The organism is Streptosporangium sp. NPDC020072 (genome assembly GCF_040631445.1).
Classification (GTDB): domain Bacteria; phylum Actinomycetota; class Actinomycetes; order Streptosporangiales; family Streptosporangiaceae; genus Streptosporangium.
The window spans coordinates 153,979-172,387 of the sequence record NZ_JBEYAB010000017.1 but is presented as its reverse complement, the minus strand read 5'-3'; the positions used below and the strand labels follow the sequence as shown (position 1 = coordinate 172,387).

Annotated in this window: 20 protein-coding genes; 12 read left to right on the top strand and 8 right to left on the bottom strand. The window is 71.8% G+C overall.

Annotation, left to right across the window (positions count from 1 at the left end; genetic code table 11):
• Positions 1-42: 42 nt before the first annotated feature.
• Together ABZ470_RS34940 and arfB are read right to left on the bottom strand one after the other, a co-directional pair.
• A complete protein-coding gene (locus ABZ470_RS34940; RefSeq protein WP_362916802.1) occupies positions 43-492 on the bottom strand; it encodes an NUDIX hydrolase in 450 nt (149 codons plus the stop codon).
• Between the two features lie 31 nt (positions 493-523).
• Positions 524-973, bottom strand: coding sequence for an alternative ribosome rescue aminoacyl-tRNA hydrolase ArfB (gene arfB / locus ABZ470_RS34935; RefSeq protein ID WP_362916800.1), 450 nt, complete (start codon positions 971-973; stop codon positions 524-526).
• Positions 974-1,151: 178 nt separating this feature from the next.
• Here arfB and ABZ470_RS34930 point away from each other — a divergent pair, with 178 nt between their 5' ends.
• From ABZ470_RS34930 to ABZ470_RS34915, 4 genes are all read left to right on the top strand, one after another.
• Positions 1,152-1,988, top strand: coding sequence for a hypothetical protein (locus ABZ470_RS34930; protein WP_352009221.1), 837 nt, complete (start codon positions 1,152-1,154; stop codon positions 1,986-1,988).
• Positions 1,989-2,130: 142 nt separating this feature from the next.
• Complete coding sequence (locus ABZ470_RS34925) at positions 2,131-3,699, top strand: alkaline phosphatase D family protein (protein WP_362916798.1); 1,569 nt, start codon at positions 2,131-2,133, stop codon at positions 3,697-3,699.
• 41 nt (positions 3,700-3,740) lie between these two features.
• Positions 3,741-4,250 carry a hypothetical protein gene (locus ABZ470_RS34920; protein ID WP_362916796.1) on the top strand — a complete coding sequence of 170 codons (510 nt, stop codon included), beginning with the start codon at positions 3,741-3,743 and terminating at the stop codon, positions 4,248-4,250.
• Between the two features lie 93 nt (positions 4,251-4,343).
• Complete coding sequence (locus tag ABZ470_RS34915) at positions 4,344-5,573, top strand: cytochrome P450 (protein ID WP_352009224.1); 1,230 nt, start codon at positions 4,344-4,346, stop codon at positions 5,571-5,573.
• Between the two features lie 19 nt (positions 5,574-5,592).
• Here the strand turns inward: ABZ470_RS34915 and ABZ470_RS34910 are convergent, their stop codons facing one another.
• Positions 5,593-7,023, bottom strand: coding sequence for an MFS transporter (locus ABZ470_RS34910; protein WP_362916794.1), 1,431 nt, complete (start codon positions 7,021-7,023; stop codon positions 5,593-5,595).
• A 116-nt stretch (positions 7,024-7,139) separates the two neighbouring features.
• On the opposite strand from ABZ470_RS34910, the gene ABZ470_RS34905 reads away from it, so the two are divergent.
• The 6 genes from ABZ470_RS34905 to ABZ470_RS34880 all read left to right on the top strand — a co-directional run bounded on the left by ABZ470_RS34905 (position 7,140) and on the right by ABZ470_RS34880 (position 13,385).
• Positions 7,140-8,096, top strand: coding sequence for an STM4015 family protein (locus tag ABZ470_RS34905; RefSeq protein ID WP_362916792.1), 957 nt, complete (start codon positions 7,140-7,142; stop codon positions 8,094-8,096).
• 83 nt (positions 8,097-8,179) lie between these two features.
• On the top strand, positions 8,180-9,127 hold the full coding sequence (locus ABZ470_RS34900; RefSeq protein ID WP_362916790.1) for an STM4015 family protein: 948 nt from the start codon (positions 8,180-8,182) through the stop codon (positions 9,125-9,127).
• Positions 9,124-10,227, top strand: coding sequence for an STM4014 family protein (locus tag ABZ470_RS34895; protein WP_362916788.1), 1,104 nt, complete (start codon positions 9,124-9,126; stop codon positions 10,225-10,227). The genes ABZ470_RS34900 and ABZ470_RS34895 overlap by 4 nt, the downstream gene beginning before the upstream one ends.
• Position 10,228: 1 nt before the next feature.
• On the top strand, positions 10,229-11,032 hold the full coding sequence (locus ABZ470_RS34890) for an STM4013/SEN3800 family hydrolase (RefSeq protein WP_352009229.1): 804 nt from the start codon (positions 10,229-10,231) through the stop codon (positions 11,030-11,032).
• Positions 11,029-12,348, top strand: a complete 1,320-nt coding sequence (locus tag ABZ470_RS34885) for an STM4012 family radical SAM protein (protein WP_362916786.1) — start codon at positions 11,029-11,031, stop codon at positions 12,346-12,348. The genes ABZ470_RS34890 and ABZ470_RS34885 overlap by 4 nt, the downstream gene beginning before the upstream one ends.
• A 140-nt stretch (positions 12,349-12,488) precedes the next feature.
• The gene (locus ABZ470_RS34880; protein WP_362916784.1) at positions 12,489-13,385 is read left to right on the top strand and encodes an STM4011 family radical SAM protein; all 897 of its coding nucleotides are present in this window, start codon (positions 12,489-12,491) and stop codon (positions 13,383-13,385) included.
• Here the strand turns inward: ABZ470_RS34880 and ABZ470_RS34875 are convergent.
• Entirely contained in the window at positions 13,361-14,461 is a 1,101-nt protein-coding gene (locus ABZ470_RS34875) for a DUF6745 domain-containing protein (protein WP_362916782.1), read from the bottom strand. The genes ABZ470_RS34880 and ABZ470_RS34875 overlap by 25 nt on opposite strands.
• 33 nt (positions 14,462-14,494) lie before the next feature.
• Positions 14,495-14,821 (bottom strand): hypothetical protein, encoded by a 327-nt coding sequence (locus ABZ470_RS34870; protein ID WP_352009233.1) that lies wholly within the window; start codon positions 14,819-14,821, stop codon positions 14,495-14,497.
• A gap of 167 nt (positions 14,822-14,988) precedes the next feature.
• On the opposite strand from ABZ470_RS34870, the gene ABZ470_RS34865 reads away from it, so the two are divergent.
• A complete protein-coding gene (locus ABZ470_RS34865; protein WP_352009234.1) occupies positions 14,989-15,498 on the top strand; it encodes a sigma-70 family RNA polymerase sigma factor in 510 nt (169 codons plus the stop codon).
• Positions 15,495-16,532, top strand: a complete 1,038-nt coding sequence (locus ABZ470_RS34860; protein ID WP_362916779.1) for a hypothetical protein — start codon at positions 15,495-15,497, stop codon at positions 16,530-16,532. Before ABZ470_RS34865 ends, ABZ470_RS34860 begins: the two co-directional genes overlap by 4 nt.
• A 76-nt stretch (positions 16,533-16,608) precedes the next feature.
• Here the strand turns inward: ABZ470_RS34860 and ABZ470_RS34855 are convergent, their stop codons facing one another.
• The 3 genes from ABZ470_RS34855 to ABZ470_RS34845 form a co-directional block, all read right to left on the bottom strand.
• Positions 16,609-17,211: a TetR/AcrR family transcriptional regulator gene (locus ABZ470_RS34855; RefSeq protein WP_352009236.1), complete on the bottom strand. Its 603-nt coding sequence runs from the start codon at positions 17,209-17,211 to the stop codon at positions 16,609-16,611.
• Positions 17,212-17,242: 31 nt separating this feature from the next.
• Positions 17,243-17,896: a biliverdin-producing heme oxygenase gene (locus ABZ470_RS34850; protein ID WP_362916777.1), complete on the bottom strand. Its 654-nt coding sequence runs from the start codon at positions 17,894-17,896 to the stop codon at positions 17,243-17,245.
• 298 nt (positions 17,897-18,194) lie between these two features.
• Entirely contained in the window at positions 18,195-18,344 is a 150-nt protein-coding gene (locus tag ABZ470_RS34845) for a hypothetical protein (protein ID WP_362916775.1), read from the bottom strand.
• Positions 18,345-18,409 lie beyond the last annotated feature (65 nt).

Sequence of the window (18,409 nt, the reverse complement as noted above, 5' to 3'; positions counted from 1 at the left end):
AGGAGCGGGCGGGCGAAGGCCGGCGGAGCGATCGCCGCGCCCTCAGCGGGCTTTGATCTGAGTGGAGAGGCAGGCGATCTCGGCGGCGAGGTAGGCGCCGAGCTCCGGCGGGACGATGTTGACGGCTGTGATCTCCGCGGGGTCGAGCGGCAGCCGTACGACCTCGTAGACGCCTCTGGCGGGGTCGGAGAACTCGGGGCCGCAGCGCAGGGCGAGGTCCATCGAGACCAGGCGGCAGCCGTACACGTGCTGGATCTTGACGCCGTCGTCGCGCACGCACTCAAGGGTGGTCAGCGGGGTGACGTCGGAGACGACCGCGCCCAGCTCCTCAAGCACCTCGCGGTGGAGGGTGTGCTCAAGGGAGGCGTCCTGCGGCTCGACGTGGCCGCCGGGGATCGACCAGTAGAGGTCCTGTCCGGGAACCGTGCGCCGGAACAGCACGAGCCGGTCGTCGTCGAGGATCACCGCGCGGACGCTGGGGACGAGGGGCATCGGCCCATTCTGCCATCGGCCGTTCAGGCGCTCAGAAGTCGCCCCGGCGTAGCCGCTTGAGGTCGGAGCGGTGCTTCTTGGCGGTGATCCGCCGCTCGACGGAGCCCCTGCTCGGCTTGGTCGGACGGCGCCGCTTCGGTGGCGGGGCCACGGCCTCCCGCAGCAGCCGGGCCAGCCGGTCGCGCGCCGCCTCGCGGTTGCGCAGCTGGGAACGGAACTCCGAGGCGACGACGGTGATGACGCCGCCGACCAGCCGGGGACCGAGACGTTCGAGCGCGCGCTCCCTGAGCGGCGGCGGCAGAGCCTCGGTCGCGGCCAGGTCGAAACTCAGCTCGACCCGGCTGTCGGTGGTGTTGACCCCCTGCCCGCCCGGCCCCGAGGAGCGGGAGAATCGCCAGCGGAGCTCGGCCTCGGGGACGCAGAGCGAGCCGCTGATCTCAAGCGGATCGGACATGGGAGGACTGCTCCTTCGGAATCTCATGGGCTGTGATCCCAGGATATCCACGGCGTGAACTCCCTGATCAAGCGATTTATCCCCCTGTCTGGACGGGAAGGGCCGGGCGATCCGGTCTTGTGGGGTGGTGCGCCTTCCGCCACAGTGACTCCCGGGGAAACCCAGGGGGCCGCACCGTGAAGATCCGTACGAGAGGCGGGGGCGCGTGGACAAGATCGTCGGCGTGCATGGGATAGGCAAGTACCACTACTACCGCGACGCGGGTAACTCGGCCGAGGGCGCGGCCGGGGCCGTACGTGAGAAATGGAACCGCTACCTGCACAAGGGGCTGACCGGTGGTGTGCCGTACGCCCAGGAGCGCTACGTCACCGACATCGCCTACTACGCGCACCTGCTGGGCGAGCGACCCCAGGAGCCGTCCGCGCGCGCGGTCCGCGCCATGGACACCCCCTCCCAGGAGGTCTTCGTCGCCTGGGCGAAGCAGTTCGCCACGGTGGGGGAGGGGCTGACCGGCGCGCTGCACGCGATGACCGGCTGGCTGCTGGACCGCCTGCAGGCCAACGCGGCCGACGTCGCGGGACTCTTCTGCCCCGAGGTCGCCGCCTACATGACGGCCGGAGGCCAGGCCAGGGAGAAGGCGCGCGCGGCGGTGGCGCAGACGATCAGGCGCAACCAGCCGAAGGTGGTCATCGCCCACTCGCTCGGCAGCGTGGTGGCCTACGAGACGCTGTGGTCCAACCCCGACCTGAAGGTCGACCTGCTGCTCACCCTCGGCAGCCCGCTCGGCATGCAGAACGTCATCTTCGAACGCCTGCTGCCCGCCCCGATCAACGGCCAGGGCAGGAAGCCGCCGTCGGTCAGGCGCTGGGTCAACGTCGCCGACAAGGACGACATCGTGGCGATCCCCGCCGAACTGCGCAGAAACTTCACCGGCGTCGACCAGGAGACGCTGGTGAACCTCGACTGGATCGACTTCCACAGCGTGCGCAACTACCTGGGGTGCGGAGCGCTCAACGAACACCTCAAGCCTTACCTCCAGTGACCCGTCCCTTCACCGGACCGTCGCCCGGGGGTAGACGGGTGTTCAATGACGGTGGGTAAGGCCCTTGCCTGTGCAACGGTTGTTCATCCCGCCGTGGACCGCAGGCCACGGCGGGGAAAGACGGGCGGGTTGCACTGGTCGCGTGGAGCAGACACCGTCACGCAGGGTGTTCCTTTCCGTCGCCGCCACGGGTGTGGGCGGCCTGTTGCTCACCGGGGCGGGGCTGACGCCGACCGGGAACCGGACGATCTCGCGAACCCTCCGCCGCGACCCGTTCACCCTGGGGATCGCCTCGGGTGACCCGTCGCCGGACGGGGTCGTGCTGTGGACCAGGCTCGCCCCCGACCCGCTCGGCCCGCAGGGGCTGGGCGGGATGCCCGCCAGGGACGTCGAGGTCGAGTGGCAGGTGGCCGCCGACGAGAACTTCACCAGGGTGCTGCGCAGCGGCGTGGAGACCGCCCGGCGGGAACGGGCGCACAGCGTCCACGTCGAGCTGGACGGGCTCGAACCCGGCCGGGAGTACTTCTACCGCTTCCGCGCGGAGGGACACCTCTCGCCCGCGGGCCGTACCCGGACCGCCCCGGCGGCCGAGTCGGCGCCGTCCCCGCTGACACTGGCCGTGGCCGCCTGCGCCCACTACGAGCACGGCTACTACACGGCCTACCGCAGGTTGGCCGAGCAGGAGCCCGACCTGGTCGTCCACCTGGGCGACTACATGTACGAGTACGCCCCCCAGGGCTACACCGCGATGGGCGGCGCCGTACGTGAGCACACCGCGGGCAAGTGCGCCACGCTGGCCGACTACCGGATGCGGCACGCGCAGTACAAGAGCGACGCCGACCTGAGGGCCGCGCACGCGGTCGCGCCGTGGCTGGTCGCCTTCGACGACCACGAGGTCGAGAACAACTGGGCCGGGAAGGTCTCCAGCACCGGGGACCCGGAGTTCGCCCGCCGCAGGGCCAACGCGTTCCAGGCCTACTACGAGAACATGCCGCTGCGCGGGACGAGTGTGCCCGACGGCGGTTCGATCCGGATCCACCGGCGGGTCGACTGGGGGCCGCTGGCCCGCTTCCACCTGCTCGACACCCGGCAGTTCCGCGACGACCAGGCGTGCCAGGACGGGCTCAGGGCCGGATGCGACGACCGGCTCGCGACCCGGCGCACCCTGCTCGGGGAGGACCAGCGGCGCTGGCTGCTGGACGGTCTCGCCTCCTCCCGGGCGCGCTGGAACCTGGTCGCCCAGCAGATCCTGATGGCCCAGCGCGACTACCGGGCCGGGCCGGGCATCGAGGTCAACATGGACTCCTGGGACGGCTACGCCGCCGAGCGCACCCGCCTGCTGACCGGCTTCCGCGACTCGGGCGCCGCCAACCCGGTCGTGCTGACCGGTGACATGCACATGCACCACGCGGCCGACCTCATGCTCGACTTCGACGATCCCGACTCGCCCAAGGTCGGGGTCGAACTGGTCACCTCCTCGATCGCCAGTGACGGGGACGGCTACCGGGACAAGGCCAGGGTGGCCGAGACGATCGCGGAGAACCCGCACATCTCCTATCTCGACCAGCGGCGCGGCTACATCGTCTGCCGGATCACCCAGGAGGAACTGCAGGCGGACTTCCGCACGCTGGACTACATCAGCCGCCGCGGTGCCCCGGCCAAGACGGGTGCCCGGTTCACCGTCCCCGCCGGACATTCCACCCTGCTGTAAAAACGTGGGGAATTCCTGAAAGTTGTTAGATGATGCGGCATATGAGTGATCTTCTCCCCAGGAGGCTCGCCGCCGCGGCCCTCGCCGCCGCGCTCGGCGGTGCCCTTCTCGTCCAGCCCTCGACCGCGGCGGCGGCCGAGGCCCGGCCTACCGCGGCCTCGGCTCCCTTCCGGTACGAGGTCTCCTTCCCCAAGTACACCTACCGGGGCGGAAACCTCACCTACACCGTCAAGGTGCGCAACAAGCGGGTCAAGGGCCAGCACTACGTGGCGCTCGTCGGTGACTTCTCCACGCACTTCCGCACGGTCAGGGTGATCTCGAAGCCGCGCAGTGTGAAGTGCTCCGTCAAGCGGCGGTCCGTACTGTGCCTGGTCTCCTCCCTCGACAAGGGCGACGCGACGACCATCAAGCTCAGGGGATGGGTCGGCTCACGCAGGGGCACCGCCGTGGCGCGGTTCGGCGCGGCCGTGACCGACAACCCGAACGTCTCCGCCAAGCGGCTCGCCAAGGAGATCCGCAGCCACCTCAGCGCGAAGTCGAAGGTCCTGTGACCCCCTGACAGCCGACCGGAGGTCCGTCACCGGCGGATCTCCGGCGCCCGGCGCGCCGGGCGAGGCGGGTCACGGGCGTGCCAGGATTGGGTCATGGACATCGATCTGGCCGATCTGGGGTTCTGGCGCCGCCCGATCAAGGAGCGCAACGAGGCGTTCGCACGGCTGCGAGAGCTGGACCGGCCGGTGTTCTTCCCGGAACGGCGGGTGCCGCTGCTGCGCTCGGGCAAGGGCTTCTACGCCCTGGTACGGCACGCGGACGTGGTCGAGGCCAGCCGCAACGCCAAGGTCTTCTCCAGCGAGCCTGCGGTGACCAACCCCGAGCCGCCCGGCTGGGTCAAGCACGTGTTCGGCGAGTCCATGGTGAACATGGACGACCCCCGGCACGCCCGTCTGCGCCGCATCGTCTCGCGGGCGTTCAGCCCCAAGATGCTCGCCGGGCTGCAGGACGGCATCGACAGGGCGTGCGCCGGGATCGTCGACGACGTGATCTCCGAGGGCCCCGGCGACTTCGTCCGCCAGGTCGCCGCCCGGCTGCCCATCCACGTCATCTGCGACATGATGGGCATCCCCGACGAGATGCGGGAGCGGGTCCACCGGCACGTCGACGTCTCGACCGCCTACACCGGGGTACGGCCCAGCCTGCCCCAGACGCTCAGGATGGCCGGGCAGAACATGCTGGCGCTGCTCGCCCTGCAGCGCATGGTGATCCAGCTGGGCAGGCGGCGCGCCACGACGCCCGAGGGCGACCTGGTCTCCGCCCTGGTCACCGCCAACGTGGACGGGGAACGGCTCACCGACCGCGAGCTGGGCTCGTTCTTCGCGCTGCTGCTGGTCGCGGGCAACGAGACGGCCCGCAACACCATGGCGCACGGCGTCAAGCTGCTCACCGACAACCCCGAGCAGCGCCGCCTGCTGACCGAGGACTTCGACGCCCACATCGGCGGGGCGATCGAGGAGATGGTCCGTTACGTCTCGCCCATCATGCAGTTCCGCCGCACCGTCACCCAGGACCACGACCTGCGCGGCCTGCACCTGAAGGCCGGGGACAAGGTCGTGCTGTTCTACGGCTCGGCCAACCGCGACGAGGAGGTCTTCCCCGACCCCGACCGCTTCGACATCACCCGCGAGACCAAGGGTCACGTCGGCTTCGGCGGCCCGGGGCCGCACTTCTGCCTGGGCGCCAACCTGGCCCGTCAGGAGATCAGGACCATGTTCCGCGAGCTGTTCACCCGCCTGCCGGACGTCCGCTCCGTCGGCGAGCCCGAACTCCTCCCCTCCAACTTCGACAACAGCGTCCGCAGCCAGGCCTTCACCTTCTGAGGGCACCTTCTGGGGACTCTCACCTGTCGCCGAGCTGGGGGGCCTCGACCGGGCAGCTGGGGTGGGGGGTCGAGGCGGCCAGGACGTTGCGCCTGATGGTGAGGAAGGTGGTCACGGCCGCGGCGGCCATCATCGCCGCGGCGACCAGCATCGTGGTGCGGAATCCGGCGGTGAAGACCGCGGGGGAGTGGAAGGCCTCACCGGTCAGCCCGGCCAGCGGCGGGATCGCGGCCACCGCCAGCAGCCCTCCGGTCCTGGCCACGGCGTTGTTGACGCCGCTGGCCACGCCCGCGTAGCGCTCGTCCGCGGTGGCCAGCACCGTGGCGGTGAGCGGCGCGACCGCCGCGGACAGGCCCAGGCCGAACAGGGAGACGGGCAGCAGCACTCCCGTCGCGTACGGCGTGCCCTCGCCGATCCGGGACATCAGCACCAGGGCGACGGCGCAGACCAGGATGCCCGCAGACATCGGGATCCTCGGGCCGATCCGTTTGGCCAGCTCACCCGCCCCGGCCGACAGCAGCAGCATCAGCAGCGTGATCGGGATCATCGCCGACCCGGCGAGCACGGGGGAGAAGCCCGAGGAGACCTGCAACTGGACGACCAGGAGGAAGAACACCACACCCATCGCGGCGTACATGATCAGCGTGACCACGTTCACCGCGGTGAACTCCTTCGAGGAGAAGAGGCCGACCGGGACGAGCGCGGCGGGCGAGCGCCTGATCTCCAGCCAGACGAACACCACGCCGAGCACCGCGCCCGCGACCAGCGGGACCACCTGAAGGCCGATCAGCCCGTAGGTGATCCCGGCCAGGGAGAACGCGGCCAGCGCGGCGCCCGCGACGTCGAAGCGGCCGGTCGCCTCGGTGTCCCTGCTCTCCGGCACGTGCCGTACGGCGACCGCGATCACCAGCGCGGCCAGCGGCAGGTTGAGCAGGAACACCCAGCGCCACCCGGCCGTCTCGACCAGCCAGCCGCCCAGCAGGGGCCCGACGGCCGCGGCGACCCCGCCGAGCCCCGACCAGGCCCCGATGGCCCTGGGCCGGTCCTCACGGTCGAAGGAGGCCTGGATGATGGCCAGCGAGCCCGGGGTGAGCAACGCTCCGCCTGCCCCCTGCAGGGCGCGGGCGGCGATCAGCGTCTCGATGTTCGGCGCGAGACCGCACAGGGCGGAGGCGGCGGCGAACCAGACGACGCCGATCAGGAAGATCCTGCGCCTGCCGTACCGGTCGCCGAGTGAGCCGCCCAGCAGGATCAGCCCCGCGAGGGTCAGCGTGTAGGCGTTGACCGTCCACTGCAGCCCCGCCATGTCGGCCTTGAGAGCGGAGCCGAGCGCAGGGAGCGCCACGTTGACGACCGTGCCGTCCAGCATGGCCATTCCCGAGCCGAGCACGGTGGTGAGCAGAACCCAGCGGCCCGTGGCCGAACCGAACCGGATATGGCCGTTGTCCATACCCTCCATGATGACCCACCGCCTGTTTTGTCAGGATTTATCTGACAGGGCATGAAATGTCGGCAAGCTCTGGTAGGAAATGGTCTGCCATATTTCGCCGGACGGGAGCCCCTGGAATGGACCACGCCGAGTTCAACGACGCCGTCACCGCGCTCCGGGAGGGCGTTTACGCCGGTCTGCCCATCGTGCAGGCGCCCGGGAGTGACGACGGGGACGTGCAGGGACTGCCCGCCCCGCAGGCGGCGGCCTGGCGGATAGGCCTTGACTGGGACGAGGGCGACCTCGAACTCGACTTCCGGCACTTCGTCGACGTCGTCGACACGACCAGGGTCTCCGCGCTCATCGTCGGCAGCTGGGGGGAGTCCTACGAGGACGACTCCTCAAAGATCGTCGGTCTGCTGACGGAGCACGCGGACCGCTTCCCCGCCCTCCGCTCCCTGTTCCTCGGGGCCATGTCGTACGAGGAGTGCGAGATCTCCTGGATCCAGCAGAGCGACGTCACCCCGCTGCTGGCGGCCTTCCCGCTGCTGGAGCGCCTGGAGGTGCGCGGCGGCGAGGGGCTGCTGTTCCCGCCGGTCAGGCACGAGAACCTCAGGGTGCTCAGGTTCGAGAGCGGAGGGCTTCCCGCGTCCGTGGTCCGCGGGGTCGGGGACAGTGATCTGCCCGCGCTCGAATACCTGGAGCTCTGGCTCGGCGTGAGCAACTACGGCGGCGACGCGACCGTGGCGGACCTCAGGGCGATCCTGGGCGGCGAGCGGCTGCCCGCCCTGCGCCACCTGGGCCTGCAGGACAGCGAGATCCAGGACGAGATCGCGGCGGCGGTGGCCTCCGCGCCGGTCGTGGCCCGCCTGGAGACGCTGTCCCTGTCGATGGGCTCCCTCGGCGACGACGGGGCGGAGGCGCTGCTGTCCGGCCAGCCGCTGACCCACCTGAGGCGCCTGGACCTGCACCACCATCACCTCACCGACCCCATGGTCGCCAAGGTCGGGGCCGCCCTGGCGGGCGTCGAGGTCGACCTCTCGGGTCAGCTGATGCCGGACGAGACATGGCGCTACGTGGCGGTCACCGAGTGACCCCGCTGTCCAGATGGACATGAAGTGTCGGCGATCTCTGGTAGGAAGTGGTCTGCCGTATTTCGCCTGACAGGAGCTCTGCAATGGACTACGCCGACGACTCGCTCGGGAACGGCGCCTACGCCGGTCTGCCCATCGTGCACGTGCCCGAGGGCGAGGAGCCACGGGAGCTGCCCGCCCCGGAGGCGGCGGCCTGGCGGATCGGGGTGGACCGGAACGGAGGCGGCAAGAGTTTCGAGGAACTCTTCCTGAGCTTCGTCGGCACGGTCGACACGACGAAGGTCACCACGCTCATCATCGGCGACTGGGGGAACGCCTACGAGAGAGACTCCAGTGAGGTGGTGCGGCTGCTGACCGAGCACGCCGAGCGCCTGCCCGCCCTGCGCACGCTGTACCTCGGCGAGATCTCCAGGGAGGAGGCCGAGATCTCCTGGATCCAGCAGAGCGACGTCACCCCGCTGCTGACCGCCTTCCCGCTGCTGGAGCGGCTGGAGGTGCGCGGCGGCTCCGGGCTGGAGCTGAGCCCGGTCAGGCACGAGCACCTCAAGGACCTCACCGTCGAGTCGGGCGGCCTGCCCGCGAGAGTGGTCCGCGGGGTCGCCGAGAGCACCTTCCCCGCCCTGGAGCACCTGGAGCTCTGGCTCGGCGTGGACGAGTACGGCGGGGACGCGACCCTGGCCGACATGGCGGGCATCCTGAGCGGCGAACGCCTGCCCGCCCTGCGCCACCTGGGCCTGCAGAACAGTGAGATCCAGGACGAGATCGCGGCGGCGGTGGCCTCCGCGCCGGTCGTGGCCCGCCTTGAGTCGCTGGCGCTGTCGATGGGCTCCCTCGGCGACGAGGGCGCCGAGGCGTTGCTGTCCGGCCAGCCGCTGACCCATCTGAAGCACCTCGACCTGTGCCACCACTACCTCACCGACCCCATGGTCGCCAGGGTCAAGGAGGCCTTCGCGGGCTCCGGCGTCGAGGTCGACCTGTCGGAGCAGGAGGAGCCCGAGGACGAGTGGCGCTACGTGGCGGTCTCCGAGTGACCTCGCTGACGGTCGTCGGCACTCCGGGGGAGCGCCGGGTCACCCTGTTCGCGCGCGCCTGCGCCGCCCACGGCCTGCCCGAGCCCCGGATCACGCCGTGGACCCAGGTGCTCGGGAGCGACCACGCGATCCGGTTCGAACCGGGCACGCTCGTGCGGATCGAGTCCCCCGGCGAGGACGCCGTCGCCGACGCGCTGCTGCGCGGCCCCGGGGAGCCGTCCAGGGTGGGTGGCGGGGCCGCCTGGTACGCCGCCCTCACCGCCGGGATCGAACGTGTTCGCCAGGCCGTGGCGGCCGCCCCGGGCGCCGGGTTGCTCGCCGACCCCGGTGAGATCGCGGTGATGTTCGACAAGCGGCTCTGCCACGCGAGGCTGTCGGCGGCCGGGGTTCCCGTGCCGCCCGCGCTGGCGGGACCCGTCGGCGGCTACGCCGAACTGCGCGAGCGGATGACCGAGGCCGGATGGAACCGGGTGTTCGTCAAACCCGCCCACGGCTCCTCGGCCTCCGGCGTCGTCGCCCTGCAGACCGCCCCGGGGCGGATCAGGGCGGTCACGTCGGCAGAACTGGCCGGTGGCTCGCTGTACAACTCGCTGCGGGTGCGCTCCTACGACGACGAGCGCGACGTGGCGGCGATCGTCGGCCTGCTGGCCCCGGACGGCCTGCACGTCGAGAGGTGGTTCCCCAAGGCCACGCTCGGCGGAAGGGCGATCGACCTGCGGGTGGTCACGGTCGACGGCACGCCGACCCACGCGGTGGTGCGCGCCAGCCGTACGCCCATGACGAACCTGCACCTCGGCGGGGAGCGCGGTGATCTCGGCGCGGTGCGGGCCGGGCTGGGGCCCGAGGGCTGGTCGCGGCTCGTCGACGTCTGCGCGCGGGCGGCGGCGTGCTTCCCCGGCAGCCTGTCCACCGGGGTGGACGTCATGGTCGGCACCGGCTGGAGTGACGTCGCGGTGGCCGAGGTCAACGCCTTCGGCGACCTGCTGCCCGGGCTCACCGGCCTGCCCGGCACCGGAGCAGAGGGGCTGGACACCTACCGGGCCCAGGTCGCGGCCATCCTGCGCCGTCACGTCCTCGCGGGGGTCGGCGCCGGTGCGTGACATGAACGAGATCGTGGGCGGCCACGACCTGCTGCTGGTGACGCTCGACACGCTCAGATACGACGTGGCGCGGCAGGCGCTGGCAGCGGGACGACTGCCGAACCTGGCGCGGGCCCTGCCCGGCGGCCGGTGGGAACGGCGTCACAGTCCGGGAAGCTTCACCTACGCCGCGCACGCCGCGATCCTCGCCGGGTTCCTGCCGACCCCGGCGGCTCCCGGACCGCATCCCCGGCTGTTCGCCGCGACGTTCCCCGGCAGTGAGACGACGGCGACGGGCACCTGGACGTTCGACGCCCCCGACCTGCCCACCGGGCTGGCCGCGGCGGGCTACCACACGATCTGTGTCGGAGGAGTCGGCTTCTTCAACAAGCTGACCCCGCTCGGCTCCACGCTGCCCGGCCTGTTCGCCGAGAGCCACTGGGAGCCGGAGTTCGGGGTGACCTCGCCGACCTCGTTCGAGGCGCAGATCGCGTGCGCGGAGCGGGCGGTCGCCCGGGTGGACGGGCCGGTGTTCCTGTTCGTCAACGTCTCCGCGCTGCACCAGCCGAACTGGTACCACCTGCCCGGAGCAACCCGCGAGCACGGCGACGACCCACGCAGTCACGCCGCCGCGCTTGAGTACGTCGACCGGCACATCGGCGGGCTCTTCGCGCTGATGAGCGCCAGGCGCCCGGCCTTCGCGATCGTCTGCTCCGACCACGGCACCGCCTACGGGGAGGACGGTCACATCGGGCACAGGATCGGCCACGAGGTCGTCTGGACCGTGCCCTACGGGGAGTTCGTCCTGGAGAGGGGACAGTGGTGACGGCCGGACAGCCGGGCCTTGAGGCGGGCCCCTACCAGGGATACGTCTACGCCTATCCGCACAAGACGGCCTACCGGCCGCTGGACCCCCGGCCCACGCTGCGCCAGGTGTGGGCGCGGGAACCGACGGGGAGCCTCTTCCTCTACCTGCACATCCCGTTCTGTGAGATGCGCTGCGGGTTCTGCAACCTGTTCACCAGGACCGGCGCCCCCGAGGAACTCGTCACCGCCTACCTCGACGCGCTGGAACGCCAGGCACGGGCCGTACGGGACGCCCTGGACGGGCCGGAGTTCGTGCTCGCGGCCGTCGGGGGCGGCACGCCGACCTACCTGAGCGCGGCCGAGCTGACCCGGCTGTTCGACCTCACCGAGCGGATCACGGGCGCCGACCTGCGAGCCGTGCCGCTTTCCGTGGAGACCTCGCCCGCGACGGCCACGGCCGACCGGCTCGCCGTCCTGGCCGAGCGGGGCACCACCCGGATCTCCATCGGGGTGCAGAGCTTCCTCGACGCCGAGGCCCGCGCGGCGGTCAGGCCGCAGCGGCGGGCGGAGGTCGAGGCGGCGCTCGGCCGGATCAGGGACACCGGCTTCAAGGCGCTCAACATCGACCTGATCTACGGGATCGACGGGCAGACCGAGGAGACCTGGCGCCACTCGCTGGACGCGGCGCTGGCCTGGCGGCCCGAGGAGATCTACCTGTATCCGCTGTACGTCCGTCCGCTGACCGGTCTCGGCCGCCGCGCGCGCGACTGGGACGACCACCGGCTCGGCCTCTACCGTCAGGGCCGCGACCACCTGCTCGCCGCCGGGTACGAACAGGTGTCGATGCGGATGTTCCAGCTGCCCGGCTCCGGCGGCCTGACCGAGTACAGCTGCCAGAGCGACGGCATGGTCGGCCTCGGCTGCGGGGCCCGTTCCTACACCGAGGGCCTGCACTACTCCCACGAGTACGCGGTGGCCGCCCGACAGGTGCGCGGGATCATCGACGACTACGTACGGCTGCCCGCGGAGGAGTTCGCCTTCGCCAACGTCGGCTTCCACCTGGACGAGGCGGAACGGCGCCGCCGTCACCTCCTGCAGTCGCTGCCGCGGACGGAGGGGCTGGACCTGGACACCTACCGGGGGCGCTTCGGCACCGAGGCGACGGCGGACTTCTCCGGCGAGCTGGAGGTCCTGGCGGGCAGGGGCTGGCTCGGCGATCCCGAAGGGCGCCGGCTGCGGCTGACCCCGGAGGGGCTGGCACACTCCGACGCGATCGGCCCGTGGCTGTTCTCCGCGCCGGTGCGTGCGCTGATGTCCGAATACGAGCAGCGATGACGATTTTTCATGAAAAATCCGCTTATGGCGGGGTCGTCCAGGCTGGGGACCCCGAACAGGACCCTGGACGGGAAAGAGACGAGCCCGTGGGCACAGGAGGCGCCGGACGCTTCCTTCCCGGCGGGAAGGGAGACGACCCCGTGGACACGAGCGTGAACCCCCCGGGCGGTGAGCACGAGCCGGGCCACCTGACGATCCTGTACCGGGGGCCGCTGTCCAGCTGCGACTACGACTGCCCCTACTGCCCCTTCGCCAAGCGCCGCGACAGCCCGGAACGGCTACGGCAGGACCGGGCGGCGCTCGAACGGTTCACGGCCTGGACGGCGGAGTGCGGCCACCCCGTCTCGGTGCTGTTCACCCCCTGGGGGGAGGGGCTGGTCCGCTCGTGGTACCGCCGGGCGATGGTCGAGCTGAGCCGGCTCCCGCACGTCCGCAGGGTCGCCATCCAGACCAACCTCAGCTTCCGCACCGGCTGGCTCGCCGAGGCCGACCTGGACACGCTCGCCCTGTGGGCGACCTACCACCCCGACCAGGTCACCCACGAGCGTTTCCTCGGCAGGTGCCGCGAACTGCACGGACTCGGCGTCCGTTTCAGCGTCGGCGTCGTCGGCCTGCCCGAGCACCTGGAGGCGGCCCGGCGCCTGCGCGCCGACCTGCCCCCCGAGGTGTATCTGTGGGTGAACGCCGCCGAGGGACACCTTTACACCGACGAGGAGGCGGCCGGGTGGACGGCGCTCGACCCGCTGTTCCACCACAGCAGGACCCCGCACCGCAGCGCCGGGCTGCCGTGCCGTACCGGGGAGAGCGTGATCTCCGTGGCGGGCGACGGCACCGTACGGCGCTGCCACTTCGTGCCCGAGGTCCTGGGCAACCTCTACGACGGCTCCTTCCGCGCGGCCCTGCGCCCCCGGGGCTGTCCGCTGGCGATGTGCGACTGCCACATCGGCTACGTCCACCTGGAGCCGACCGGGCTCTACGACGTGTTCGCCGGAGGAGTCCTCGAACGCATCCCTCATGTCTCCTTGAGCGGCCGGTAGTCCCCCTCCGTCTGGCCGAACGTCCACGCGACCCCCTCGCGGGCGGTGCGGGTCCACGGCGGGACCCGCAGCCAGTAGGTGCGGAACGTGCCGTCGGGCTCGGCGGTCGAGTTGACCACCTCGACCATCGCCACCGCCTCGTCGTCGGGCAGGTCGATGCGCCACAGGACGCCGGTCTCGTCGCGGTGCGTCGGCGTCGCCCCCGACTCGGCGAGGTAGCGGTCGTAGCCGAAGTGCTCCAGCATCACCCGGCGCAACTCGGCGTTCTCCTCGGCGCGGATGCGCGCGGGGGTCAGGCCCGTCATGGAGGCGCCGAAGTCGGCGGGCACCGGCATGCCGTGCCAGGCGTGCAGGGCGAAGCCGTCGGGGAAGGAGAGCGCGGGCCCCTCCGCGCGGTGCGGACGGCCCGCGTCGTCGCGGTGCAGCTCGGCGGGGCGCTCACAGAGCAGCGCCACCCGCTCGAAGGGCCACCACCAGCCCGCGGACTCGGCGACCCGGACCAGGCCCTCGACCTCCGGCGCGCCCAGCGCGTCGAACAGCGACAGCCAGGGCGCGTCGTGCTGGCCGAGCACGGCGTCCAGCGTCGAGGCGCGCAGCAGCGCCCCGGCCTCCTCCGAGCCCGCGGACGCGGCGATGCCGCCGCGGATGCGGGTGACCAGGCGGTTCACCTCGTCCCACAACGCGCCCCCGGTCAGCGACCAGGCCAGCGGCCAGCCCTCGGCGCCGAGCCGGGCCAGGGCGTCGGCCCTGGCCCGCTCCCACGGCCGGGTACGGACCTGGTCGCGGACGCACCGGCCCGCGTCGAACTCCGCGGCCCTCTCTCCGGGACCGCCGCCGGGGCCGTCCTGCTCGCCGCCGCCCCTGTTGGCGGCGAGCTTCGCGGCGATCACGGCGCCCTCGGCGGGGGAGGCCGCCCAGATGATCCGCTCGGGCTCGGCCAGGCCGCCGAGCCGGTAGGCGAGCCGTACCCCCTCCTCGGCGCGGGCGCGGTCGGCGGGGCCCGTCCTGAGGGCCACCTCCTCCCAGCGGAGCGCGGCCACGCTCAACGTGTCGGAGAGTTCACTGGTCACGGTCATGTTCGGGTGCTCCTGGGACGTGCGGGGAATCGTTCAGTCGGCGACGACGCGGAAGGCGCCGGGGACGTACTCGCGCTGGCGCAGCACGCGGTACCACCCCTTGGGCAGGGAGATCGCGGCGTGCTCCTCGTGAACCACCCGCCCGCCGGAGGGGAGGTTGAGGAAGGAGGGGTCGGCCGGACGCGCCCCGCGGACCAGGGTGCCCTGGCCGACCACGGCGTGGGCGTGCCCGGTGGCCTCGCCGAGGGCCAGCACCAGGCGGCCCCGCGCGTCACGCGGCACGGACGGCGAGGTGACGACGGAGGCGGGAACGGCCTCCTCCTCGACGGGCACGATCAGGATGTCTCCCTGGCGGTACATCTCACAACTCCTCGGATCGGGATGATCGAAAGTTAGCGGCCGCCACCGACAATCCCGGGCGGGCTCATCGCCGCAGCCGGTGAGGGCACGCAGAACCGGCCGCCAAGGCGGATCGTGATTCGTCCCTCTAGCGTGTAATCCACGCCCTCCTCCTGGGACTACTGACCGTGGACCATCCCCAACAACGCTTCACCGAGCTCTACGACCGGCACTACCGGAACGTCCTCGGCTACGCGCTGCTGCGCGCCGACAGGCAGGCAGCGGAGGACGTGGTGAGCGAGACCTTTCTGATCACGTGGCGACGGCTGCGCGAGGTCCCCGACCCGGCGCTGCCGTGGCTGCTCGGCGTGGCCCGCAACCTCCTGCGCAAGCAGCAGGACTCCGGGCTGCGCGGGCGGGCCCTCGCCGCGCGGCTGGCGGATCTCGCCCCCGCGCCCGAGGACGACGTCGCCGAGCGCGTCGCCCGGCGGGAGGCCGCCCTCGCGGCCCTCGCCGAACTCGGCGAAAACGACGTCGAGGCCCTGGTCCTGGCGAGTTGGTACGGGCTGACCCCCGCCGAGGCCGCCCGCGTCGCGGGCTGCACCGCCAGGACCTTCAACGTCCGCCTGCACCGCGCTCGCCGCCGCCTGGCGGAGGCGCTCGACCATGACGCACTCACCCTGGAGGAACGACGATGACCCCCGACGACTTCATGCTCGGCCTGCGGCCCGACGCCGTGACCGAGGAGAGCCACCGGCTCAGGCGCGAGCGCGACCTGTCGGCCACCTTCGCCTCCTCCGGGCGGCCACGCTCGTTGCCGCCCGCGCGGCTGCTCAAGATCGCGCTCGGGCTCGCGGCGGCGGCCGCGGTCGGCGTGCCGTACGTGATCGGCAGCGCCCCCGCCGCGGCGCCCCCGACGGCGGCGAGGAACGTCGTCCCCACCGGGCACGGCACGGTCGCCGCCCCGGTCGAGACGGTGGACGCGCGCTCGTTCCTGCTCGCCGCCGCCGAGACCGTGGCCCGCACCCCGGAGCGCAAGGCCCGCTACTGGTTCTCCAGCACCCGCACCTTCGACCCGGTCGAGGGGGGAGGCGTCCTCGCGGTCACCGCCGAGGCCTGGAGCGCCTCGACCGGCGGCCGTCTCGTGACCGGCAAGGACGCCGCCTACGTCCCGGCCCGCCCCGGCGCGCCGCTCCCCGAGGAGAAGTCCGTCGACCACGGGCCCATGGTCCTCAAGACCGCGATCGGCGGCACGCTCGTCTCCGACGAGGACGTGGCCGATCTGCCCGGCGAGGAGAAGGCGCTCGACGCGTGGCTGCGCGAGGCCTACCGCGGCGCGGGCAAGGGCCTGCCCGCCGAGGCGGCGAAGGAGGAGCGGGCGCGGTCCTATCCCGCCTTCGTGCTCGGTGCGGCCCGCTACCTGCTCGACTCCCCGGCGACCCCCGCGACCCGCGCCGCGGTCCTGCGGGTTCTCGCGGCCCAGCCGGGCCTGGCCATGAAGGAGGGCGTCACCGACCCGGCCGGGCGGACCGGCGTGGAGATCGGGCTGACGGGCGGCGACACCCGGCTCGTCATCGACCGGACCGGGGCCAGGCTGCTGTCCTTCGCCTACACCGGGCCGGACAGGGCGGAGAGGCGTGTGGGCGCCTCGGTGCGCTCGGCCGAGGTGAGCGGACGCGAGGTCGCGGTCCTCTCCTCCGGCTGGGTGGACTCCCTGGGCGCCCGTCCCTAGTCCGATCGGAGGCTCCGTCTCCCGGCGCGGGGGCCGTCGCCGGTCGTGGTCCTGACGGCCGGGCTCGGTCGCCGCGTCAGGGCGTGAGGGCGTCCAGCGCGCGCAGGACGAAGTCGCAGACGACGGCCTCGGCGTCCTCGGCCGTGGTCTCCCCGCTGAGCAGCGGCACCCGCTCCGAGCCGATGACGGCGAGGATGAAGCGGGCGGCGGAGGCCACGTCCGAGGTGCGGAAGGCCCCCGAGGCGACCCCGCCCTCGATGATGCCGGTCAGGATGCGCTGCATCGGCTCGACGTGGTCGGCCAGGCGCTGGTAGGCGTCGGGGCCGAGCGCGGCCGACAGGTCGGCGGGGCCGGGGTGGGGGTGGGCGAGCAGCCCGGCCAGCTGCAGGCGGACGAACACCCGCAGGCGTTCCGCGGGGGAGGCGTCCGGCGGCAGCTCCCGCTCGTAGCCGTCGATGAAGTAGCCCGTCACCCGCTCGGTGAAGGCCAGCAGCAGGGTCGCCTTGTCGGGGAAGTAGTTGTACAGGACGGTGCGGGTGATTCCCGCCTCACCCGCCACTTCCGTCATCGAGATGGCGTCGATGCCCTGGTTCCTGGACAGACGGGAGACCGCCTGCAGAATCCGGTCCCGCGTCTGGGCGCGGTGCTCGCCGATCGTCGCGGCCGAAATGCGAGGCATGCCCCCATCGTCGCACAGGCCGGGGCGGTTCTCAGGCGGGTTGCCCGGCAGGGACCAGCCTGCCGAGGTCGGCCAGCACCTCGGTGTTGAGCCGGTAGGCGAGCCTGGTCTCCTCGATGATCAGCGCCTTCTCCGCCTCGTCGGCCGGAAGCGCGTCGAGCCGGGCGCGGTAGTCGTTCTTGAACCGGGGCAGGCTGCCGATCCCGTCGAAGCGGTAGAAGTCGACGCCGCCGTCCGTCTGGTAGCCGTAGATCTTCTGCAGCTCCATCCGGATGAACTGGCCGCCGGACAGGTCGCCCATGTAGCGGGTGTAGTGGTGGGCGACGTAGCCGCCCGGCCAGGAGGCGGTCCGCTCGATCCTGGCCACCAGCTCCTCGGTCGGCTTCGAGGGCTCGATCCTGGTTCTCCAGCCGGAGCCGTAGATCGTCTCCAGGTCACGGACCAGCGCCTCCTCCCGGTAGAGCTCGGGAAAGACGAAGGGACCCGCGACCGGGTCGCCGGCGAGTGAGCGGGAGACGCCGTCGAGGGCGACGTAGGCGAAGTAGTGCTGGGCGACCATCTCGCCGTAGGCCTCCGCGCTGAGCCGTCCCGCCATGAGGGCCTTGAGGTAGCCCTCGCCCTCCGCGGACTCGTGGTCGCTCCAGGTGGCGTTCCTGAGCGCTTCGGAGAAAGACGGCTCACTCATGATCACTCCGCGATGAAGGGGTCTTATATGACACAGTGTCACAAAGCCCGCCATCCTCGTCAACCCGATGATGACACCATGTCATAAAAAATCACTTCTTATTGGGTTGGGCGGCCAGTGCCAGGCAGAGGCGGCGAACACCGGAGGCCAGGCCGGCCGGAACAGCACCCAGGAGGGCCCGTCCACCGGACCGAGCAGCCAGGGAATCTCCCCAGGGCCGAGCGGCACGCGGCCAGGACCGCCACGGTCGGCACGGCCTGGCGCCACAGGAAGACCGCCATGGCGCCCAGGTTGGCCGTCACGACCACCGCCCGGAGCCGGGGCCGCCGCCCGCCCACACCCGCACGCCGCCCAGTTCGGCGGCCGAGGACCGGTCGCCGTGCGGGGCCGGGACGAGCAGGTGGCCGAGGGCTGCGGCGACGGCGAGAACGGGCGTGCGGTGTGGCATGCGGACCTCCTGACCGGTTGGGAACCGGCAAGAGGCTAAAAATCATGGTTTATCGCTTACATCGC

What these genes read in the sequence shown, in the direction of transcription:
- ABZ470_RS34940 (WP_362916802.1), bottom strand. Translation starts at nt 492, where the DNA reads ATGCCCCTCGTCCCCAGCGTCCGCGCGGTGATCCTCGACGACGACCGG.
- arfB (WP_362916800.1), bottom strand. Translation starts at nt 973, where the DNA reads ATGAGATTCCGAAGGAGCAGTCCTCCCATGTCCGATCCGCTTGAGATC.
- ABZ470_RS34920 (WP_362916796.1), top strand. Translation starts at nt 3,741, where the DNA reads ATGAGTGATCTTCTCCCCAGGAGGCTCGCCGCCGCGGCCCTCGCCGCC.
- ABZ470_RS34915 (WP_352009224.1), top strand. Translation starts at nt 4,344, where the DNA reads ATGGACATCGATCTGGCCGATCTGGGGTTCTGGCGCCGCCCGATCAAG.
- ABZ470_RS34910 (WP_362916794.1), bottom strand. Translation starts at nt 7,023, where the DNA reads ATGGACAACGGCCATATCCGGTTCGGTTCGGCCACGGGCCGCTGGGTT.
- ABZ470_RS34905 (WP_362916792.1), top strand. Translation starts at nt 7,140, where the DNA reads ATGGACCACGCCGAGTTCAACGACGCCGTCACCGCGCTCCGGGAGGGC.
- ABZ470_RS34900 (WP_362916790.1), top strand. Translation starts at nt 8,180, where the DNA reads ATGGACTACGCCGACGACTCGCTCGGGAACGGCGCCTACGCCGGTCTG.
- ABZ470_RS34890 (WP_352009229.1), top strand. Translation starts at nt 10,229, where the DNA reads ATGAACGAGATCGTGGGCGGCCACGACCTGCTGCTGGTGACGCTCGAC.
- ABZ470_RS34875 (WP_362916782.1), bottom strand. Translation starts at nt 14,461, where the DNA reads ATGACCGTGACCAGTGAACTCTCCGACACGTTGAGCGTGGCCGCGCTC.
- ABZ470_RS34870 (WP_352009233.1), bottom strand. Translation starts at nt 14,821, where the DNA reads ATGTACCGCCAGGGAGACATCCTGATCGTGCCCGTCGAGGAGGAGGCC.
- ABZ470_RS34860 (WP_362916779.1), top strand. Translation starts at nt 15,495, where the DNA reads ATGACCCCCGACGACTTCATGCTCGGCCTGCGGCCCGACGCCGTGACC.
- ABZ470_RS34855 (WP_352009236.1), bottom strand. Translation starts at nt 17,211, where the DNA reads ATGCCTCGCATTTCGGCCGCGACGATCGGCGAGCACCGCGCCCAGACG.
- ABZ470_RS34850 (WP_362916777.1), bottom strand. Translation starts at nt 17,896, where the DNA reads ATGAGTGAGCCGTCTTTCTCCGAAGCGCTCAGGAACGCCACCTGGAGC.
- ABZ470_RS34845 (WP_362916775.1), bottom strand. Translation starts at nt 18,344, where the DNA reads ATGCCACACCGCACGCCCGTTCTCGCCGTCGCCGCAGCCCTCGGCCAC.